Origin of the sequence: Winogradskyella algicola, from assembly GCF_005869935.1 — a bacterium.
GTDB lineage: Bacteria > Bacteroidota > Bacteroidia > Flavobacteriales > Flavobacteriaceae > Winogradskyella > Winogradskyella algicola.
This window is the reverse complement of the sequence record NZ_SZQF01000006.1, coordinates 242,767-262,009: the sequence shown is the minus strand read 5'-3', so window position 1 is coordinate 262,009 and position 19,243 is coordinate 242,767. Positions and strand designations below refer to the sequence as shown.

The window sequence follows — 19,243 nt, the reverse complement described above, 5'->3', positions numbered from 1 at the left end:
CAGATAATGGAGGAAGCACAAGTCTAAGTCAATTACGCTTATCGTTGTATGAAAGCAGTGCCTTTGCTAATAACGACACAGCTACTGATGGTGTGTTGATACTGTTTGGCGCAAATGGAAATAATGGTATAGATGCCAATGATGCATTAAGTATCACAAACTTGGACGAGAATTTTGCGACCAGTAATAACGGTGAACTGCTAAGTATTGAAAACAGGGCAATGCCTCAGGAAACAGAGGAAATACAATTGGAGATTAATACTTATAGAAGTACAAATTATACGATTGTAGCCGAAGGTATATCCATAGAAGGTGTAACACCATACTTATTTGATAACTATACAGGTACTTACACTGAGATTCCTCAGACAGGTTCCGTTGACTATAGCTATTCTGTGGATGCAGGTATAACGTCTTCAATTGCTAACGATCGTTTTTCAGTTGTGTTCTTCCAGTCAACATTATCAACAGGTAGTTTTGACTTGGATAGCGTTAAGCTCTATCCAAACCCAACTAATATCGGTAAGTTCTATTTGAATGTTCCATTGGGAATGGATGACTTAGAGATTACGATATATGATGTTTTAGGTACGAGGTTATATAACGAAACAGGGTTTAATGCTGGTAGTACGATCACGGTAGAGGCCGGTACTGAATTTAGTATGGGAACCTATTTTGTGGAGTTGAGTTCTAAGGGTAGAACAACAACCAAGAAGTTGATTATTAATTAATAAATTTATATATTATGAAGAATTCTAAAAAGCGAATTTCTAGAGCCATCGGTACACTGGCCATAGCATGTGCGTTGTTTATGTCCACGGACATAAACGCGCAAGGACCTCCGGGAGGGGCAACGGACACACAGGATGTTCCATTGGATGGCGGACTGGTAGCTTTGGTTATCGGTGCGGCAGCACTTGGTGTTAAAAAATTACGAGATAATTTAAAATAACGTGATTTGATAAAGCTTAAAAGTTTATTAAGCGATACTGCAAAAAAAAGGGCTTTTCGAAAGAAAAGCCCTTTTTTTAATGTTTTAGCGCTGTCAACTCAGCGATCTTACAAATAACTTCTACAGCTTTTTGCATACTTTCTACTGGAACATATTCATAACGTCCATGAAAGTTATGGCCACCAGCAAAAATGTTAGGACATGGTAAACCCATGTAAGACAACTGCGAACCATCGGTTCCGCCTCTAATAGGTTTTATCAATGGTTTTATACCCAAAGAAATCATGGCTTCCTCAGCAATATCTACAATATGTTTTACAGGTTCTACCTTTTCTTTCATATTATAATACTGATCTTTGATTTCTATCTCGAAGATCTCGGCTTCAAATTTAGTATTTAAGTCAAATACAATTTTTTCCATTAGAGCTTTGCGAGCTTCGAATTTATCTTTATCATGATCTCTGATAATGTATTGAAGTAATGTTTCTTCAACTTTACCATCTATTTTATGTAAATGAAAAAAACCTTCGTAACCTTCGGTATGCTCAGGTGTTTCAAGTCTTGGTAAAGCATTGATGAATTCGGTGGCATAGTACATGGAATTTACCATCTTGCCTTTGGCATAACCAGGATGTACAATCTTTCCCTTTACTTTTATCTTTGCGCCAGCTGCATTAAAATTTTCGTACTCTAGTTCACCTATTTGGCTACCATCCATGGTATAAGCCCAATCAGCACCAAATTTTTCAACATCAAATTTATGTGCACCTCTTCCTATTTCTTCATCTGGTGTGAAGCCTACTTTAATCTCTCCGTGTTTAATTTCAGGATGATTAATAAGATACTCCATCGCTGTTACAATTTCTGTAATTCCTGCTTTATCATCAGCGCCTAAAAGCGTTGTACCATCAGTTGTGATTAGAGTTTGGCCTTTATAAAGCAATAGGTCTTCAAAATAATCAGGCGATAAAATGATGTTTTTTTCAGCATTTAAAATAATATCCTTACCATCGTAATCTTCGACAATTTGTGGTTTTACATTTGCTCCAGTAAAATCTGGTGAAGTATCAAAATGTGATATAAAGCCAATAGTAGGCACATCATGATCTACGTTACTAGGTAAAGTTGCCATTATGTAAGCGTTATTGTCTATACTTACATCGCTCATACCAATAGCTTTGAGTTCTTCAACCAGTTTATTGGCTAAATCCCACTGTTTTTCTGTACTTGGAGTAGTGTTAGAGTTTGGGTCTGATTCTGTGTCTATAGTCACATAGCTTATAAAGCGATCTATGATGTGCTGCATATTTTTCACTTATTTCTTTATTAAAGCTTAAATGTAATCACCGGTAATTTTGAGTGGTTTACTAAGTCTTCTGAAATACTACCACCAAAGAAATGGCTAAGACCAGTTCTACCATGTGTAATTATAGATACAGCATCTGCACCTTCTCTTTTAGCGTAGTTTAATACGCCATCTTCTACCATATGGTCAGATGCAAAAGCTATATCAAAGTTTTTAGTATCTAATTTAGAAAGTTTTAAAAAGTCTTCCACTTTTTCATTAATTTCATCTGTGCTTAAAAAACTTAAGTTCGGAAGGTTTATATGAAGCAAAGTCACTTTTTCTGATAATTCATTAAGCGTCTCCAAGGCATTTTTTACAGCTGCTATACTTTCCTCATTAAAATCGCAGCTAAGTACTACATTTTTAAAGTTAACCGAACTAGGTTTAGATTTAACGACTAAGACAGGTGTGTCGCTGTAACGTACTACCTTTTCTGTGTTAGAACCAGTAAAAACACCGTCATGATCGCTGTGCCCTCTAGAGCCCATAATAATCAAGTCTGCCTTTTCATGGCTTGCCACATCAGACACTTCTTTTAACACTTTATGATGTTTTATTACAGGTGTAACGCTAATGTCTTCTAAGTAAGGTTTGTCTAAGAATTTTTCGAATTCCTTATTGGTTACCATAAGCATAAATGCTGTTTCCTCATTTTTTTCTGAGCCAGAGGTTGAAAAAATAGATTCAGAAAGTTCTAGCATATGCATAACTATAAGCTCAGCATTATGTTGTTTAGCCAATGCTGCACCAGTTTCTAATGCGTATTCTGAATGTTGAGAGAAATCTACAGGAATTATAATTTTTTTCATGATGTGATTATTAGTTATTGCTCAAAGTTAATAATTTGAATGATTAAAAATAATGATAAATGACAGTTTATGTTTTAATTATTAAATGAGACCAGAGCACACATAAGTTTACCAAGATTGTTATTTTTGTAATGCAAATTTATTTCCATGTATAAAGCTATTATAAGACCAATTTTATTTTGGTTCGATCCAGAAAAAGTACATCATTTCACCTTTTCTTTAATAAGAACTATTTCAAAATTACCGGGATGCAAAAGCCTTTTTAAGAAGATGTATCTGGTTGATGATAAAAAGCTTGAACGAGAGCTCTTTGGCTTAACGTTTAAAAATCCAGTTGGTCTTGCAGCTGGTTTTGATAAGGATGCAAAACTCTATAATGAACTTTCTAATTTTGGTTTCGGATTTATAGAAATAGGTACACTAACACCTAAGCCGCAAGATGGTAATCCTAAAAAGCGATTGTTTAGATTAAAAGAAGACTCAGCTATTATTAATAGAATGGGTTTTAATAATGGAGGAGTGGTTGAAGCCGTTGAAAGACTAAAAAAGAATAAAGGAGTATTAATTGGTGGTAATATTGGTAAGAATAAGATAACACCCAATGAAGATGCAGTAAAAGATTACGAAATCTGTTTTAATGCCCTTTTCGATTACGTCGATTATTTTGTAGTTAATGTAAGTTCACCAAATACACCAAATTTAAGAGCGTTACAAGATAAAGAACCACTCACAGAATTATTAAAGGCTCTACAGGTGCTTAATTTTCAAAAACCAAAGAGTAAACCTATCTTATTAAAAATAGCGCCAGATCTTACAAATGAGCAATTAGATGATATTATTGATATTGTAAAAATCACTAAGATTGATGGTGTAATAGCTACTAACACTACAATTTCTAGAGATGGCTTAGAAAGTAGTAACAAATCTGAAGTTGGAGGTATGAGTGGTAAGCCTCTAAAAACACGTTCTACAGAAGTGATAAAATATCTGTCTGATAAGAGTAATAAAGCTTTCCCGATTATTGGAGTGGGAGGTATTCATACGGCTGAAGATGCTTTAGAAAAAATAGAAGCCGGTGCAGATTTGGTACAATTATATACTGGCTTTATTTACGAAGGTCCTAAACTCATTACTTCTATTAATAAGGCATTACTTCAAAAAGCATAACTTTTATTGATAACGGAAACACTGATATCATTTGCTTTAGCCACTTCAGTTTTAGCAATTTCGCCAGGACCGGACAATATTTATGTTTTAGTGCAAAGTATTACTAATGGCAAAGCTTACGGTTTGGCAACCGTTTGTGGTTTAATAACAGGTTGTTTAGTTCATACCACGTTATTGGCATTTGGTGTTTCGGCAATTATAAAAGCCAATGAAGATTTGTTTTTTGGGATAAAAGTGCTTGGGGCTGTGTATTTATTGTATTTAGCTTATAAAGTTTTTAAGTCAGATGCTCAATTAGATTTTGATTCTGAAACAGCTCCCAAAAAAAGTCTAAAAGCTTTATTTGTTCAAGGATTTTTTATGAATGTTTTAAACCCTAAAGTTACTATTTTCTTTCTCGCTTTTTTTCCAGGATTTTTATTCAGTAAAACTATGAGTACAATTGCTCAATTCTACATTTTGGGTGGTATTTTTATGTTAGTGTCTTTCATCATTTTTTCTACTATAGCTTTATTGGCAGGACAAATTAAATCTTATACTTTAAAGCATAGAAACTCAGGCGTTGTGTTTAAATGGCTACAAATTGTTGTCTTTATTGGTATAGCTGTGTTTATTTTAGTCTGAAAAATGACACTATGAAATCGTTTTCGGAAACCGTATATTTGAGGCAATGAATACAGCGGTTAAACTTATAGAGTGTCCTAGAGATGCTATGCAAGGCATCAAAGATTTTATCCCAACTGAAAAGAAAGTACAATACATACAATCCTTATTAAGGGTTGGTTTTGATACTATTGATTTTGGAAGTTTTGTGTCTCCAAAAGCCATTCCGCAGATGGTAGATACAGCCAAAGTTTTATCGCAGTTAGATTTATCTGCCACCAAAAGCAAATTACTAGCCATCATTGCCAACACAAGAGGTGCGAATGATGCTTCAATTCATCCTGAAATTCAGTACTTAGGATTTCCATTTTCAATTTCTGAAAACTTTCAAATGCGTAATACGCACAAAACTATTGCACAATCTGTAGTAACACTTCAAGAAATATTAGAAATTGCAGATAAGAGTGACAAAGAAGTGGTTGTGTATATTTCTATGGGATTTGGCAACCCTTATGGTGATCCTTGGAATGTTGATATAGTTGGAGAATGGACAGAACGCTTAGCAAAAATGGGAGTAAAAATTTTATCGCTAAGTGATACGATAGGAAGCTCTAATCCTGATAATATTAACTATTTGTTTTCTAACCTTATTCCCAAATATCCCGAAATAGAATTTGGAGCACACTTACACACCACGCCAACTACATGGTTCGAAAAGATAGATGCAGCGTACAAAGCTGGTTGCCGTCGTTTTGATGGTGCTATCCAAGGTTTTGGTGGCTGCCCAATGGCAAAGGATGATCTTACAGGTAATATGCCGACCGAAAAAATGCTGTCTTACTTTACACAAAAAAAAGCCCATGACCTAAATGCCATGAGCTTTGAGAGTGCTTATAATGAAGCGACTAAGATATTTTCAAAATACCATTAAAAAATCTTTAGTTCGCTAACAGTTCATACTGAAATTGTGGGTAACCTCTTTCTCCGGTTTCACTTTCTACAGCAGTAAATCTTAATTTATATATGTTTCCGTCTGTATCTTTTACTATGTAATACCTATTTTCTCTAACAGAAGTTTCACCAGTCATAAAATCTACAACTCTCCAACCACTACCAATAACAGCACGATCGTTGTAAACAAAACTACTTTCAGAAACATTAGCTAAGGTAAAATCTATATAACTTGGAGTTGAATCGTCTTCTACATTAATTTCATACAAACCAACACCACCAAGCGTATTATGGGTAGTATAGTCTGAATATGTTAAACCAGCAGCTAAAGTACCTTGAAGTCCGTAATAAGAAAACACACCACCAAAATCAATATCCCAGTTTGAAGATACAGGTTCAGTACTTACAACTTGTCCGTCTGTTAAGCTAACAGCAGTAAGGTTGTAGCTACCATCTTTTGTTACAGTAATTTCAGAATAATCTGTAGTATTTGTTAATTCAGCATATTGAATAGTGTAAGTATTTCCGTCTGTTAAAATTCTCACTTTCATAAAACCTCTGGCATCTCCTGTAGTGTTTAATGAACCATTATTTGTTGTAGGTACTTCGTTTCCTAAATTTACAATGTATACATTATTTGCACCATCAGTAGTTGATATTTCATTAAAAGCCGTACCTGTTAATCCTCCTTCTTTGCTATCTGTAAATGAAATGCCAGCATCTAAATCACCATACTGAGTATACCCAATAGGTAAACCTTGCATTAACTCAGCCACAGTATTTACCGTAACTGTTGTAGGAGTAAATGTTTGATCTAAGGCATTTAATGTCATAGGTATAGTTAATGTAGTTGCTTCAGTTACAGAAGTAATGTCAGTAATACCTTCTAATTCTGCAGCTGATACCAATAATGCATTATTAAGGAATACACGATTTTGTGAGCCGTTATAAACAGCTATTTCCCAGGTGTCACGGCTTACAGCAACCTGTTCGCCAGAGCTTAAGTCTACGTATACACGGTTTGGTTGATTAAATCCACCAACTAAAGGATCTATTATTCCACCTGAAGAAGGAGGTGTTGTAGTAATTCCGCCTTCATCATCATTACTACAGCTTGTTGTAAAAACTGTTGCTACCAATAGTAAAAGTGTTAAGAGTTTGTTTGTCATAATTGTTAGTGTTAAAAATTTAAATTATATGTTAGTTTTAAAAAATAAGATCTTCCATTACCGATGAGTCTAGAAGTTGTTGTAGATGCTGTATGTGCACCAGCAGAAGTGCCTGTATTGATACTTACAACATCTAAGAGGTTACGAGCACCAAGAGTTGCTGATATGTTTGAAGAGATATCAGTTCTTACAGATGCATTCAACCACGTAAAAGCATCAGTCTCACCTACAAAAAGTTCACCGTTTGAATCGGTAAATACACCTTGTGTTCTTCCAGTATATTTTAGTTGACTAGAGATTGTAGTGTCCCACTTGCTAATCTTATATGCAAGTGAAGATTGAAAATTTAACCTCCATAAATAATCTGAACCATTGTTAAGCTCCTCGTTAATAGCGTTTTTAATGCCTAAATAAGTTGCGCCTAATCCAATATTCCAGTTTTTATAGATAAAACTGTTGTCTAAGCTAAAACCTAGTCGTTTACTATAATCAATATTATCTTGAGTAAAAAGTAAACGACCATCCTCATCTTCTGTAGTTACGCTTGTAATAGCATCTTTAAGATCTATGTAGAAAAAATTAAAGTTTGGATTAAGGTACCCTTCGTTCCAAACTCTGTAATTGTCCTTTAGGTTAACAAAAACTGAGACACCATCTTCTGGTTGTAAGTTTTCGTTACCTCTAACATTATGGTTTGCATCTACAAAATAGAAAAATAATTCTTCAAAATTAGGTGCTCTAAATGCTGAACCTACAACAGCTTTTAGTTTTAGCTTTTCGGTAAAATCATAAGTTGATGATAAGGACCAGATAAGGTTGTTGTCAAACTGAGTACTATGCGTAAATCTCGCACCAGGATTTAGAGATAGTTTTTTAGTGGGTTTAAATTCAGTAACACCAAATAACTCATAATTGGTAATAGTGTTTTCTACCACATCGCTAGAGTAGTCGCCTGTGGCAATGGCATCAAAACCTTTTTGATTGGTAAATTCATAACCAAGTTGTAAATTAAAAAAGTTAGATTTTGGTACAATGTTATTTACAAATCCTTTAGAGTACCACACATCACTAGATTGACTTATTGCGTCCGTCTCTATAGACTGTTTACGTTGTTCTAAAATGTTATAAACATACTCTTGGTAATTACGCTCTTGTGTTTGGTATGAAAATGAAACGTTATACTTGGTTTCGTTCTTAAAAGGGCCAGAAATATTAAGATTACTAACCCATCTGTCTGTAGTGTAATTTTGATCTATAGCAGTTGGGTTGAGTTGACCATTAACAAAACGACCGTTAACTATTCGGTTATAGATATCAAGACTTTCATCAAAATATTGAAGCTTATAAAATATATTGTGCTTCCCTAGGTTTAAATCTACATTGGCAGACACTGTAAGTTGCTCTTTTGGGTTCCACTCTGTACCACGTAAACTATCATTAACAACAGTTTCATTTTGAATATTTACATAATTCTGACCCTTGTAACCATTATAAAAACCAGCAAAATCATTACGAGAAGCACCAAATGAGTACGACAATTTATCATTAACCTGATTGGTAACTCTAAAGTTTTGTATGTGTCTGCCTTCGTCATACAATTCAAATTCATTACCAACCGTTTCTTCTTGTAGAGCGAGTTGTATTTGCCAGCCTTCTTCGCGTAGACCTCTTTTAGTAATAACATTAATCACACCAGCTACAGCGTTGTCTCCGTACAAAACACCCATAGAACCTTCAACGATTTCAACACGTTCTACGTCATCGATGTTTATTTGAGTGATGTCAATATTGTTGCCAACACCATTATCGCTAACCACAGGAATACCATCTACCAATATCTTTACATACTGTCCGTCTAATCCAAATAAGCTAATGGTAGAGCGTCCGTCTGATGCGTCAGGATTTATAGTAATATTTAAACTGTTAAATAAGATGTCTGCTAAGTTATTGCCTGCAACATTTTCTATATCTCGTCTTTTTATGGTGCCAACGGTAAATAGTTTTTTACTTACAGACATTACGTTGCTTTCGCCTACGACAACCACTTCTTTAAGTTTCTCAATTGAAGTACTATCTTTTTGTTGCTCTTGTGCGTAAACAGAGATGCCCAAAAAAAATAAAAAATAAATGTAAATATTATTTTTATTTAGACTCATTCTTGATTAATTTTGCTGCAAATATAAAATCTTATTTTAAATCAATCTAAATAAGAATAGAGTTTTTTAAAAAATCATTTTAAATCATAATTATGAAACAAATTTTAGCTTTTTCATTAGTATTTTTAATTATTACTTTATCTGTTGATGCTCAAGACAAGAAACAGAAAGATCAGACCGCTATCAAAGAAATGTGTGGTTGTTTTGAAGTTACTTTTAACTTCGCCGAAACGTTTTCATTTAGTGAAGATTCACTTTATAAACCCTCAAAAACCAAAGTTGATAAAGGTTTAGAATGGGCCCAATTAGTAGTAGACGAAGACGATAAAATATCCATTCAGCATTTATTACAAGTAGGTAAACCAGATAGTCCATATATAGTGAAGCACTGGCGACAAGATTGGTTATTCGAAAACAAAGATTTCTATATGTATAATGGGGATAACGAATGGTTATTCGAAGAAAAAACAGACAAAGACGTAGAAGGACAATGGACTCAAAAAGTGTATCAGGTAGATGATAGTCCACGTTACGAAGGTTCTGCAACTTGGGTACACGTAGACGGTAAAAGCTATTGGGAAAACACAACAACTGCACCATTACCAAGACGCGAGTATACCAAGCGTAGTGACTATAATGTTACATTAAGAGGTAACCGTCACGAGATTACCGAGTATGGTTGGTTACACGACCAAGATAATGCCAAAGTGATTAGAGAAAAGGGTAAAGAAGATGTAATTATTGCTCACGAAAAAGGATACAATACTTATGTAAAAGTAGACGACAGCAGATGCCAAGCAGCAAAAGATTGGTGGAAAGAAAATTATGATAAATGGGCTACAGTAAGAGCTAAATGGGATGAGGTTTACGGCAGAGATAAAGATTTAGTTTTAGAAGAAAAAGTAGATAACAAAGTTCTTTATAAGCATCTGTTTGATGATGAGATGACTGCAGAGAAAGATATTGATACTACGATTGAATCATTTGTAAAAAAATAAAATGAAAAAACTTTTAACTTCAATTACTGTTTTGCTCTTAACACTTCAGTTAACAGCACAAAATAACATATTTTTAAAACGCGATTTTTGGGATACAAAACCCAATGTGGAAACAATCAAGGCAAAGATAAAAGAAGGCAATAATCCGTCTGAAGCCAATAGCAATAATTTTGATGGAGTAGTGTATGCTATACTTCAAAATGCACCTACAAAAAGTATTGTGTATTTAATGTCTCAAAAAGGTAATGAGATTAACAAGCTAACGCACGATGGTAGAACTTATATTTTTTGGGCAGCCTACAAAGGCAATGCAGATATAATAAAACATCTTCTAGCAAATGGAGCCGAAACTGACTTAACAGACGATAAAGGAAATACCATAATTACTTTTGCTGCTGGAGCAGGTCAACAAAACACCAAAGTCTACGATTTATTAATTGAAGCAGATAAGACTTTGATTTCAAAAACCAATCCAGATGGTGCAAATGCCCTATTGTTAGCAGCGCCTAAAGACGAAGATTTTAAATTGATAAATTATTTTAAGTCTAAAGGATTAAGTCTTAAAAGTACAGACTCTAATGGTAATGGCATATTTAACTATGTAGCTAGAACAGGGAACTTCAAGTTATTAAAAGAACTTGAAGGAATGGGACTTAAGGGCAATGACAAAGCTTTCATCTTTGCTGCATATGGAGCTCGAGGACACGTCAACAATGTAGAAGCTTATAAGTTTTTAAAAGAGGTAGGGTTAAACCCAAATGTTGCTGACAAAGATGGCGTAACACCATTACATATTGTAGCATCTAGAAGTGATGATAAAGAAGTTTTTAATTTTTTGTTAGAAAACGGTCTTGATGCAAATACAGAAGATGCAGCCGGTAACACAGCATTTATAAATGCGGCTTCTCGTAATAATCTTGAAGCAGTAAAATTGTTAGCCTCTGCGGTTAAAGACATAAATAAGTCTAATGAAAAAGGAGAAACAGCATTGGCATTGGCAGTGAAGAATAATACCAAAGATGTAGTGTCTTTCTTAATTGAAGAAGGATCAGATCTTAAGTTTAAGGATCAAAAAGGGAACAACATAGTTTATTATCTGTTAGAAGGTTACTCAACTAGAAATGAAGCAAAGTTTATTGAAAAACTGAATCTATTAACTGAAAATGATGTCGATTTTTCAACACCTCAAAAAAATGGAAATACTCTCTTTCATCTGGCTACAGAAAAGCAGAGTTTAAGATTATTAGAATTGGCAGCTAAGGAGGATATCGATATCAACGCTAAAAACAGCGAAGGAAATACCGCCTTACATATTGCAGCTATGAAAGCTAAAGATGCAGAAATTCTAAAATTCTTAATACAGCAAGGCGCAGATGTTAAAGCTACAACAGCCTTTGAGGAATCAGTTTATGATTTAGCTTCAGAAAACGAATTATTAAAAAAGAATAACATAGATATTAATTTCTTGAACTAAATATTTTTAGTTCTAAAGATTGTCCCCTTGAGGGGACTTTAGGGGTGTTTTTACGTCCATTAAACAAAAACAGAATGAAGAATTTTAAAATATTAGCAGTCCTATTTATCACCATTATTGGTTTAATGTCCTTTACCTCAATGGTAGAATCTACCAAATATAAGTGTATGATTCAGATGACCAATTACACAGGCGAAGGTGCATACATTGTTATTTCATTAATTAATCCTGAAGGCGAATATGAGGAAACATTGCACGTTAAAGGCGAGGATGACGAATGGTATAACACCGTTGAAGAGTGGTGGGATTTTTACGGAAAAAAACGTAACGATATCGATGCCATTACAGGTGCAACTATTAGAGGCGGAGAACGCTCTATTAGTGTTATAGAAATCGCAGACGATAAACTAGACAAAGGTTACAAATTACGATTTGAAACTGCAGTAGAAGACCAAGAATATTATACCTCAGACGTTGAGGTAGAGCTAACTTATGCCAACGTAAAAGGTAAATATGATGGTAAAGGTTTTATTCGTTATGTAAGACTAATGCCTCAATAATCTACCAGTAGAGATATGACAATTTCAATATGGAGATATAGTCACTTTGCGCTGGCTGTATCTTCTGCTATTTTTATACTATTGGCAACCGTTACAGGTATTGTTTTAGCATTTGAACCCATTTCAAATCAGCTAAAGCCTTATGCTATAACCAATACAGACGACATTAAGTTGTCTAAGGTTATTACGGTTTTGCAGGATGAATATGATGAAATTGTTAGTGTTGAAGTAGATAACAATAACTTTGTAAAAGCCTCTGTTTTTACGTTTGATGGTGATAGCGAAACCTTTTATTTAGACCCAAATACAGGAAAAAAACTCGGAGAATTAGAGAAAAAAGCACCAATCTTTGAGTTTGCAACAAACCTACATCGCTCTTTATTTTTAAAATCTACAGGACGGTTTTTAGTTGGCTTATTTTCATTTTTATTGTTGCTCATTGCCATTACCGGAATTCAACTCATTATAAAGCGACAAGGCGGTTTAAGGAAGTTTTTCAGTAAAGTTGTAAAAGAAAATTTCGAGCAATATTACCACGTGGTCTTAGGACGTTGGTTCTTAATTCCAATAGTTATCATTACACTCACAGGTGTTTATTTATCCTTAGAAAAGTTCGATATGTTGCCTGCCAGTAAGATGGAACACACTGAAATAGTTGATCAACAATCTAAGGAAAAGCTAGAATTATCACAATTCAAAATATTTAATGACATACATTTAGATGAGCTTGTTACACTCGATTTTCCATTTTCTGAAGATGAAGAAGATTACTTTATTCTGCAAACAACATCTGGCGAGTTTTATATTAATCAATACACAGGCAATGTCCTCAGCGAAGCCAAGAAACCGTTGGTAAGTCAGCTATCTTATTGGAGTTTAATTTTGCATACGGGACAAGGCACCATCGTTTGGGCAGTGGTTTTGTTACTAGCTTGTTTTGCGATTCTGTTCTTTATGTATTCAGGTTTTGCAATGAGTTTTAAGCGCTTGGCTAAAGGGTCTAAAGTGAAGAATAAATTCACAAAAGATACTGCGGAATATATTATTCTCATTGGGTCAGAAACAGGGCATACCAACAAGTTTGCGCATCAGTTTTACAATGCTTTGGTAGAAGCTGGTAACACGGTTTATTTTTCAACGTTAAATCAATATGATAGTTATAAAGAGGCAAAGCATATCATCATATTTACGTCCACTTATGGTGAAGGTGAAGCACCTCGCACTGCCAAGAGTTTTGAAAAATTGTTGCCTACAATTCAGCAAGCAAACAGTATAAAATATTCGGTAGTTGGTTTTGGGTCGTTAATGTATCCAGACTTTTGCAAATACGCGATTGAGGTGGATGAATGGTTGCATAATCATCCAAATTTTGAACAGAATTTACCTGTTTTCAAAATAAACAATCAATCTTTTCAAGCTTTTAAAAATTGGGTGATTCAGTGGAATGAAGTTACAAAGCAAGATTTAAAAGTGATATTAACCAAACCATTAGTTAACCGTAAAAAACTGAAGAATTTTAAGGTAATATCAAATTCAGGTCTTAACATAGATGATACCTTTTTAATAGAATTAAGACCTGAGAAAAAATTAAAGTTTCAGTCAGGAGATATTATGTCATTCTATCCTGAAGACGATAATATTGAACGTCAATATTCAGTTGCAAAAGTTGATGATAGTATTTTGTTAAGTGTAAAAAAGCACGAGTTTGGTAAATGTTCAACATTACTCAGTCAATTATCGATTGGTGATACGATTGAAGGAAAAGTGAACAGGAATTTAGATTTTCATTTTCCGAGCTATGCCAAAGAAGTAGTAATGATTGCCAATGGTACCGGAATTGCACCATTTCTCGGAATGCTTAACGAAACCAATAAAGACATAAAAACGCATCTGTTTTGGGGAGGACGAACCAAAGCATCCTTTCAATTGTATGCTTCACATATAGAAAACGCAACTCAAAAAGGTTATTTAGATAATTTTAATGTAGCCTATTCTCAAGAACAGGAAACTAAGGTTTACGTTCAAGATAGTATTAAAGCAAATGAAACCCTTATCTCTTCTGCACTTAAAAACGATGGAGTCATAATGATTTGTGGCTCTATTGCTATGCAAAATCGTGTGTTAGAAGTTTTGAATAGCGTAACTACAACAACCTTAAACGAGCCACTAAGCACGTTTGAGAATAATGAGCAAATCTTAATGGATTGTTATTAAGGTTCTATCCAAAAAAAAGCGCTATCCAAAAAAGGATAACGCTTTTACCAATCAACTAATTTTAAAACTGAATATTTAAAATCTAAATTCAAATCCCAGGTTACCACCAAAAGGATGACCAGGACGTAAACCTGCAGGAACTCTAGAAACAGCATAGGTTTCGTCTAGTAGGTTTATAATGTTTCCTGTTAAACTAAGGTTCTTTGTAAAGTGATATTTAGCAGACATATCAATGATAAAGTTAGAATCTACACGCTCAGCATCTGGAATAGATCCTGTGCCAGCCATAGTTCTAAATTCACCATTAAATCTTCCATTTATGTTGAGTTCGTATTTAGTGTGCTCTAACGACAAACCAACATTAAACTGATGTGTTGGGATGTATGGTAATTCATCACCTTCAGTAACTTCTCCCCATAAATCGTCACTACTACCAAAGCTGTTTAAAAATTCAGTATTAGTAAATGTATAAGCAAATGTTATAGGCAGTTTAAACGATTTGTTATTAGGTAATAACTCGTAGTTTAATAAAACTTCTAAACCACTTACGGCTACTTCACCAGCATTAAATTGATCTAAAGAGCCTGTTCCGCCAGTTGCAGCTAAGTCACTACCTAATAAGTTGCTGTAGTCGTTGTAGAAACCAACAACTTCACCACGTAATTGACCAACAGCAAAACGCGACCCTAGTTCGTAATTGATACTTTCCTCAGCTTCTTCACCCTCAGAACTTCCTGGAGGTGAGAACCCTTTATGTACACCACCAAACACAGAAACATTATTTGTAAAGGCGTAGTTAACACCAACGCCAGGAATAAAAACATCTACTTTGTTTTCTCTAAACGCAAGGTCGCTACCTGTTCTGTTTGGGTCATTGCTGCCGTAATCATCGCGTTGTAAAATGATATTTTCGTATCTAACACCAGGTGTTACGGTAAGCTTATCATATTTTAACTTATACATCGCATAAGCCGCAAAGGCTGTAGCACTACTAATTCTGTTACCTTGCGCACCACGCGGTCCATCTGAGGTTTGAGTCATAGTTTGGTTAATGATACTGTAACCATCTTCCCATTGAAAACGGTCTTCTTCATCATAATGGTAACGCAAACCAACTTCAATATCATGAAACGTATTTTCGCCATACCAGTGGTAGTCAAATTTTGTTTGTAAACCTTTAGAATAGTACACGCGGTTATTCGCTTTAAGCAATAAAGCATCAGCAGATGAATCTACATCACCACGAATAATATTCATATGGTCTGGATAGCTTGTTGGATCTGCAATTACAGTAGCAATACCTTGTTTGTCACCGTTAAAAACAACATCATCTAGCTTGTACCAGTTACGAGAAAATCTGTTGTAATAACCGTTAGTCGTTAAACGCATATTTTTAGTGAAGTCTAGAGTATGTGTAAGCATTAATTGAATTTGTTCAGCAATCATACGGTCATCTTGTGACGCAGCATATCTACTGAAAGGTGAATTGTTAAAGTCACTTTCCGTGAGTCCTAAATAAGTTTCATAAGAGCGTTCATCGTAAAAGTGAAATTTAGCTTCTAGTGATTGTTGAAGCTTGGCATCAGCATCGGTTTTTACTTTAAACTTAGCAGTTAATTCGTTTATATCAAAACCAGTATTATTACCACTTGGTAAATTTTTAAAGCCGTCAGAACCGTAATTAAGGAATTCTACCATGTAGCCAATATTCTCTTTAGTATCACCTATACGTGCTAATACCTGCTGTGTATCAAAAGAACCGTAACCAGCTCTAACTTCACCACTAAAGGTATTTGGTATTTGTGCCGAAATCATATTAATAGCACCACCTGTAGTAAAAGGACCAAATTGTACTTGGCTACTTCCTTTTAAAATTTCAACAGCTTGCATACGTCCAACAGATGGGAAATAATATGCGGCTGGCGCACTGTAAGGAGCAGGTGCTATAAGTACACCATCTTCCATTAAGGTAATTTTTGCACTACGCTCAGGTGATGTACCTCTTAAACTTATATTTGGTCGTAATCCAAAGCCGTCTTCCTCGTAAAAGGTAACACCAGGAACCGAACGCAAAGCACGATTAATATCTGTAAAACCGAATTTCTTTAATTCTTGTGGAGATAAATAATAAGCAGAACCTGTACGGTTGCTTGCTACATATTTACTACCAAAAATTTGGTTAGAGTTAATAATTACTTCGTCAAGTTTTTGAATAGAATCTAATGGTTTTTCGTTGGGTTGGTTTTGTGCATTTACAAGAAAAGTACTTATAAAACCGATTGCTGTAAGGGTTAATTTTCGAATCATTTATTTAGACTTGTTAAAAATAGATTTGTTTTCAGCATGCAAAAGTAATACTGATTTATATTATTTCAAACTTTATTTAGAATAAATAAAAATAAAATAATGATAAGTATTGATATACAGTTTCTTAAGAAGGAACACTTTTTTTATGTGAATTTTATTTAACTGTAAGTTGACATTTGCTCATTGAAAAAAACTGTATATTTGCATGCAATTATATCTTAATTGCATTATGACAGCACACGAAAACAAAATCTTAGGTGAGGGTCTTACCTATGATGACGTCCTTTTAGTTCCAGCTTTTTCTGAAGTTCTTCCTCGCGAAGTAAATATTGAAACAAAATTTACAAGAAATATTACCATTAATATTCCAGTAATCTCTGCCGCTATGGATACGGTTACAGAAAGTAGAATGGCAATAGCTATGGCTCAAGAAGGTGGTATTGGAGTACTTCATAAAAATATGACCATCGAAGATCAGGCACAGAAAGTCCGTCGTGTAAAGCGTGCTGAAAGCGGTATGATTATAGATCCTGTTACTTTGCCTATGGATGCCGTGGTTGCAGATGCTAAAAATGCTATGAGAGAGCATAGTATTGGTGGCATTCCTATTGTAGACGACAGTGGTAAATTAAAAGGTATAGTAACCAATAGGGACCTGCGTTTTGAGCACAAAAACGATAGACCTATTACTGAAGTTATGACTAGCGAGAATTTAGTTACAGCTCCAGTAGGAACTTCCCTAAAAGATGCTGAAGATATTTTACAGGCACACAAAATTGAAAAACTACTTATTGTTGAGGGTGAAAAATTAGCAGGTTTGATAACTTTTAGAGATATCACTAAGGTGACATTAAAGCCTAATGCGAATAAAGACTCTTATGGTAGGTTACGTGTGGCAGCAGCAATTGGTGTTACTGGTGATGCTATAGATAGGGCAGAAGCACTAGTAAATGCTGGTGTTGATGCTGTGGTTATCGATACAGCACATGGACATACAAAAGGTGTGGTATCTGTTTTAAAAGAGATAAAGTCTAAATTCCCAAAACTCGAAGTTATCGTTGGTAATATTGCAACTGGTGAAGCTGCCAAATATTTAGTTGAAGCAGGTGCAGATGCCGTAAAAGTTGGTATTGGTCCTGGTTCTATTTGTACAACACGTGTTGTTGCTGGTGTTGGGTTTCCTCAATTTTCAGCAGTGTTGGAAGTTGCCGCAGCTATAAAAGGCTCTGGTGTACCTGTAATTGCAGATGGTGGAATTCGTTATACAGGTGATATACCAAAAGCAATTGCCGCTGGTGCAGATACAGTAATGTTAGGTTCTCTTTTAGCAGGTACAAAAGAGAGTCCTGGTGAGACCATTATTTATGAAGGTCGTAAGTTTAAATCGTATCGTGGAATGGGTTCTGTTGAAGCTATGAAACAAGGTAGTAAGGACCGTTATTTTCAAGATGTAGAAGACGATATTAAGAAGTTAGTACCAGAAGGTATTGTTGGTAGAGTACCGTACAAAGGCGAGTTGTATGAAAGTATTCATCAGTTTGTTGGTGGACTAAGAGCTGGTATGGGCTATTGTGGCGCAAAAGATATTGCAACCCTAAAGGAAACAGGTAGATTTGTAAAAATCACTGCCAGTGGAATCCACGAAAGTCATCCACACGATGTAACGATTACTAAGGAAGCACCTAACTATTCTAGATAGGATATTTTAAAATTTTCTTTTAGTCATTTAAGGTCCAAATAAGAGCTTTCTCTTTAGTTGCTCTAAAAATGGAGCTATGTTCCTCGTTAGGTTCATCAGAATACTTCCAAGTTAAATTTGATGGTGCATCGTTCTGTAATGCCTTTTCAACTTTTTTGGTGTATTGCGAAATATCCTCTGTATTTGAGCCTGCAAACCATAGTTTTATATCTTTTTCAGGAAGTTTGGTTAATAGCGTATTTGCATTATTAGCTAAGTAATTGTTGTTCCACCAAAGCGAAGGATCCATAGCAATGTAAAAATCAAAAGTTTCTGGCTTTGTAAAAAATGTTTCCATAACAAACAAACCAGCAAGAGATTCTCCAATAATACCTTTTTTAGCTTTTGTTCTGTATCTGCTATTAATTTTTGGTATTAATTCTTCAGAGATAAAAGCTCTAAAATCTTTTGCACCATCTGTAATTGGGCAATATTGTTTATCGTCTTCGGCTTCAGAAGAACCCGTTAAATCTCTACCTCTTTCAGTGTTTTCTATGCCAACTAAAATAAAAGGTGGTATTTTATTTTCATCTAACAATTTGGCCAAAGTATTAGCTATATGCGGAAAGTCTTCTTTTATCCCACCATCTGGCATGTAGAGTACAGGAAAACGTTCAGTAGACGTTTTGTAATTTGGAGGTGTCCAGATATTAATAACACGATCTTCATTGACATACTTAGATGCTATGGTAATACTATCGTGTTCTGGTATTGGGTCGTTATATATTGCACCTTGGTTTTTACAACTAATCGAGATTAAAGCTAAAGCGAATATTAAAATTATTTTTTTCATTAGT

The 19,243-nt window shown here is 34.7% G+C and carries 16 protein-coding genes; 10 read left to right on the top strand and 6 right to left on the bottom strand.

Annotated features, from left to right (window positions below):
• On the top strand, positions 1–731 hold a 731-nt coding region (locus tag FC091_RS11185), incomplete at its 5' end, for a T9SS type A sorting domain-containing protein (RefSeq protein WP_138434359.1).
• An 80-nt stretch (positions 732–811) separates the two neighbouring features.
• A complete protein-coding gene (locus FC091_RS11180; RefSeq protein WP_212745834.1) occupies positions 812–952 on the top strand; it encodes a PID-CTERM protein-sorting domain-containing protein in 141 nt (46 codons plus the stop codon).
• A gap of 76 nt (positions 953–1,028) precedes the next feature.
• Here FC091_RS11180 and pepT read toward each other — a convergent pair whose 3' ends face one another.
• Positions 1,029–2,258 carry a peptidase T gene (gene pepT, locus FC091_RS11175; protein WP_394344068.1) on the bottom strand — a complete coding sequence of 410 codons (1,230 nt, stop codon included), beginning with the start codon at positions 2,256–2,258 and terminating at the stop codon, positions 1,029–1,031.
• Between the two features lie 20 nt (positions 2,259–2,278).
• The gene (locus FC091_RS11170; protein WP_138434356.1) at positions 2,279–3,109 is read right to left on the bottom strand and encodes a universal stress protein; all 831 of its coding nucleotides are present in this window, start codon (positions 3,107–3,109) and stop codon (positions 2,279–2,281) included.
• Between the two features lie 147 nt (positions 3,110–3,256).
• Between FC091_RS11170 and FC091_RS11165 the strand changes: the two genes are divergently transcribed.
• Genes FC091_RS11165 through FC091_RS11155 form a run of 3 tightly spaced genes read left to right on the top strand, consistent with a single transcriptional unit; the run spans position 3,257 to position 5,810 of the window.
• The gene (locus FC091_RS11165; RefSeq protein ID WP_138434355.1) at positions 3,257–4,276 is read left to right on the top strand and encodes a quinone-dependent dihydroorotate dehydrogenase; all 1,020 of its coding nucleotides are present in this window, start codon (positions 3,257–3,259) and stop codon (positions 4,274–4,276) included.
• A 9-nt stretch (positions 4,277–4,285) separates the two neighbouring features.
• On the top strand, positions 4,286–4,900 hold the full coding sequence (locus tag FC091_RS11160; protein WP_138434369.1) for a LysE family translocator: 615 nt from the start codon (positions 4,286–4,288) through the stop codon (positions 4,898–4,900).
• 46 nt (positions 4,901–4,946) lie between these two features.
• On the top strand, positions 4,947–5,810 hold the full coding sequence (locus FC091_RS11155; protein WP_138434354.1) for a hydroxymethylglutaryl-CoA lyase: 864 nt from the start codon (positions 4,947–4,949) through the stop codon (positions 5,808–5,810).
• A gap of 7 nt (positions 5,811–5,817) precedes the next feature.
• On the opposite strand, the gene FC091_RS11150 is transcribed toward FC091_RS11155, so the two are convergent.
• Positions 5,818–6,999 (bottom strand): HmuY family protein, encoded by a 1,182-nt coding sequence (locus FC091_RS11150; protein WP_138434353.1) that lies wholly within the window; start codon positions 6,997–6,999, stop codon positions 5,818–5,820.
• An 11-nt stretch (positions 7,000–7,010) separates the two neighbouring features.
• Positions 7,011–9,155, bottom strand: a complete 2,145-nt coding sequence (locus FC091_RS11145; RefSeq protein ID WP_138434352.1) for a TonB-dependent receptor plug domain-containing protein — start codon at positions 9,153–9,155, stop codon at positions 7,011–7,013.
• A gap of 92 nt (positions 9,156–9,247) precedes the next feature.
• Here FC091_RS11145 and FC091_RS11140 point away from each other — a divergent pair, with 92 nt between their 5' ends.
• The 4 genes from FC091_RS11140 to FC091_RS11125 all read left to right on the top strand — a co-directional run bounded on the left by FC091_RS11140 (position 9,248) and on the right by FC091_RS11125 (position 14,401).
• A complete protein-coding gene (locus tag FC091_RS11140; protein ID WP_138434351.1) occupies positions 9,248–10,153 on the top strand; it encodes a DUF6607 family protein in 906 nt (301 codons plus the stop codon).
• A gap of 1 nt (position 10,154) precedes the next feature.
• The gene (locus FC091_RS11135) at positions 10,155–11,627 is read left to right on the top strand and encodes an ankyrin repeat domain-containing protein (protein WP_138434350.1); all 1,473 of its coding nucleotides are present in this window, start codon (positions 10,155–10,157) and stop codon (positions 11,625–11,627) included.
• A 74-nt stretch (positions 11,628–11,701) separates the two neighbouring features.
• Positions 11,702–12,187 carry a DUF2271 domain-containing protein gene (locus FC091_RS11130; RefSeq protein ID WP_138434349.1) on the top strand — a complete coding sequence of 162 codons (486 nt, stop codon included), beginning with the start codon at positions 11,702–11,704 and terminating at the stop codon, positions 12,185–12,187.
• Between the two features lie 15 nt (positions 12,188–12,202).
• Positions 12,203–14,401: a PepSY domain-containing protein gene (locus FC091_RS11125; RefSeq protein ID WP_138434348.1), complete on the top strand. Its 2,199-nt coding sequence runs from the start codon at positions 12,203–12,205 to the stop codon at positions 14,399–14,401.
• Positions 14,402–14,476: 75 nt separating this feature from the next.
• Here the strand turns inward: FC091_RS11125 and FC091_RS11120 are convergent, their stop codons facing one another.
• Positions 14,477–16,708, bottom strand: a complete 2,232-nt coding sequence (locus tag FC091_RS11120; RefSeq protein ID WP_138434347.1) for a TonB-dependent receptor family protein — start codon at positions 16,706–16,708, stop codon at positions 14,477–14,479.
• Positions 16,709–16,937: 229 nt separating this feature from the next.
• Between FC091_RS11120 and guaB the strand changes: the two genes are divergently transcribed.
• Positions 16,938–18,407, top strand: a complete 1,470-nt coding sequence (gene guaB, locus FC091_RS11115) for an IMP dehydrogenase (protein ID WP_138434346.1) — start codon at positions 16,938–16,940, stop codon at positions 18,405–18,407.
• 19 nt (positions 18,408–18,426) lie between these two features.
• On the opposite strand, the gene FC091_RS11110 is transcribed toward guaB, so the two are convergent.
• Positions 18,427–19,239, bottom strand: coding sequence for an alpha/beta hydrolase (locus FC091_RS11110; RefSeq protein WP_138434345.1), 813 nt, complete (start codon positions 19,237–19,239; stop codon positions 18,427–18,429).
• Between the last annotated feature and the right edge of the window lie 4 nt (positions 19,240–19,243).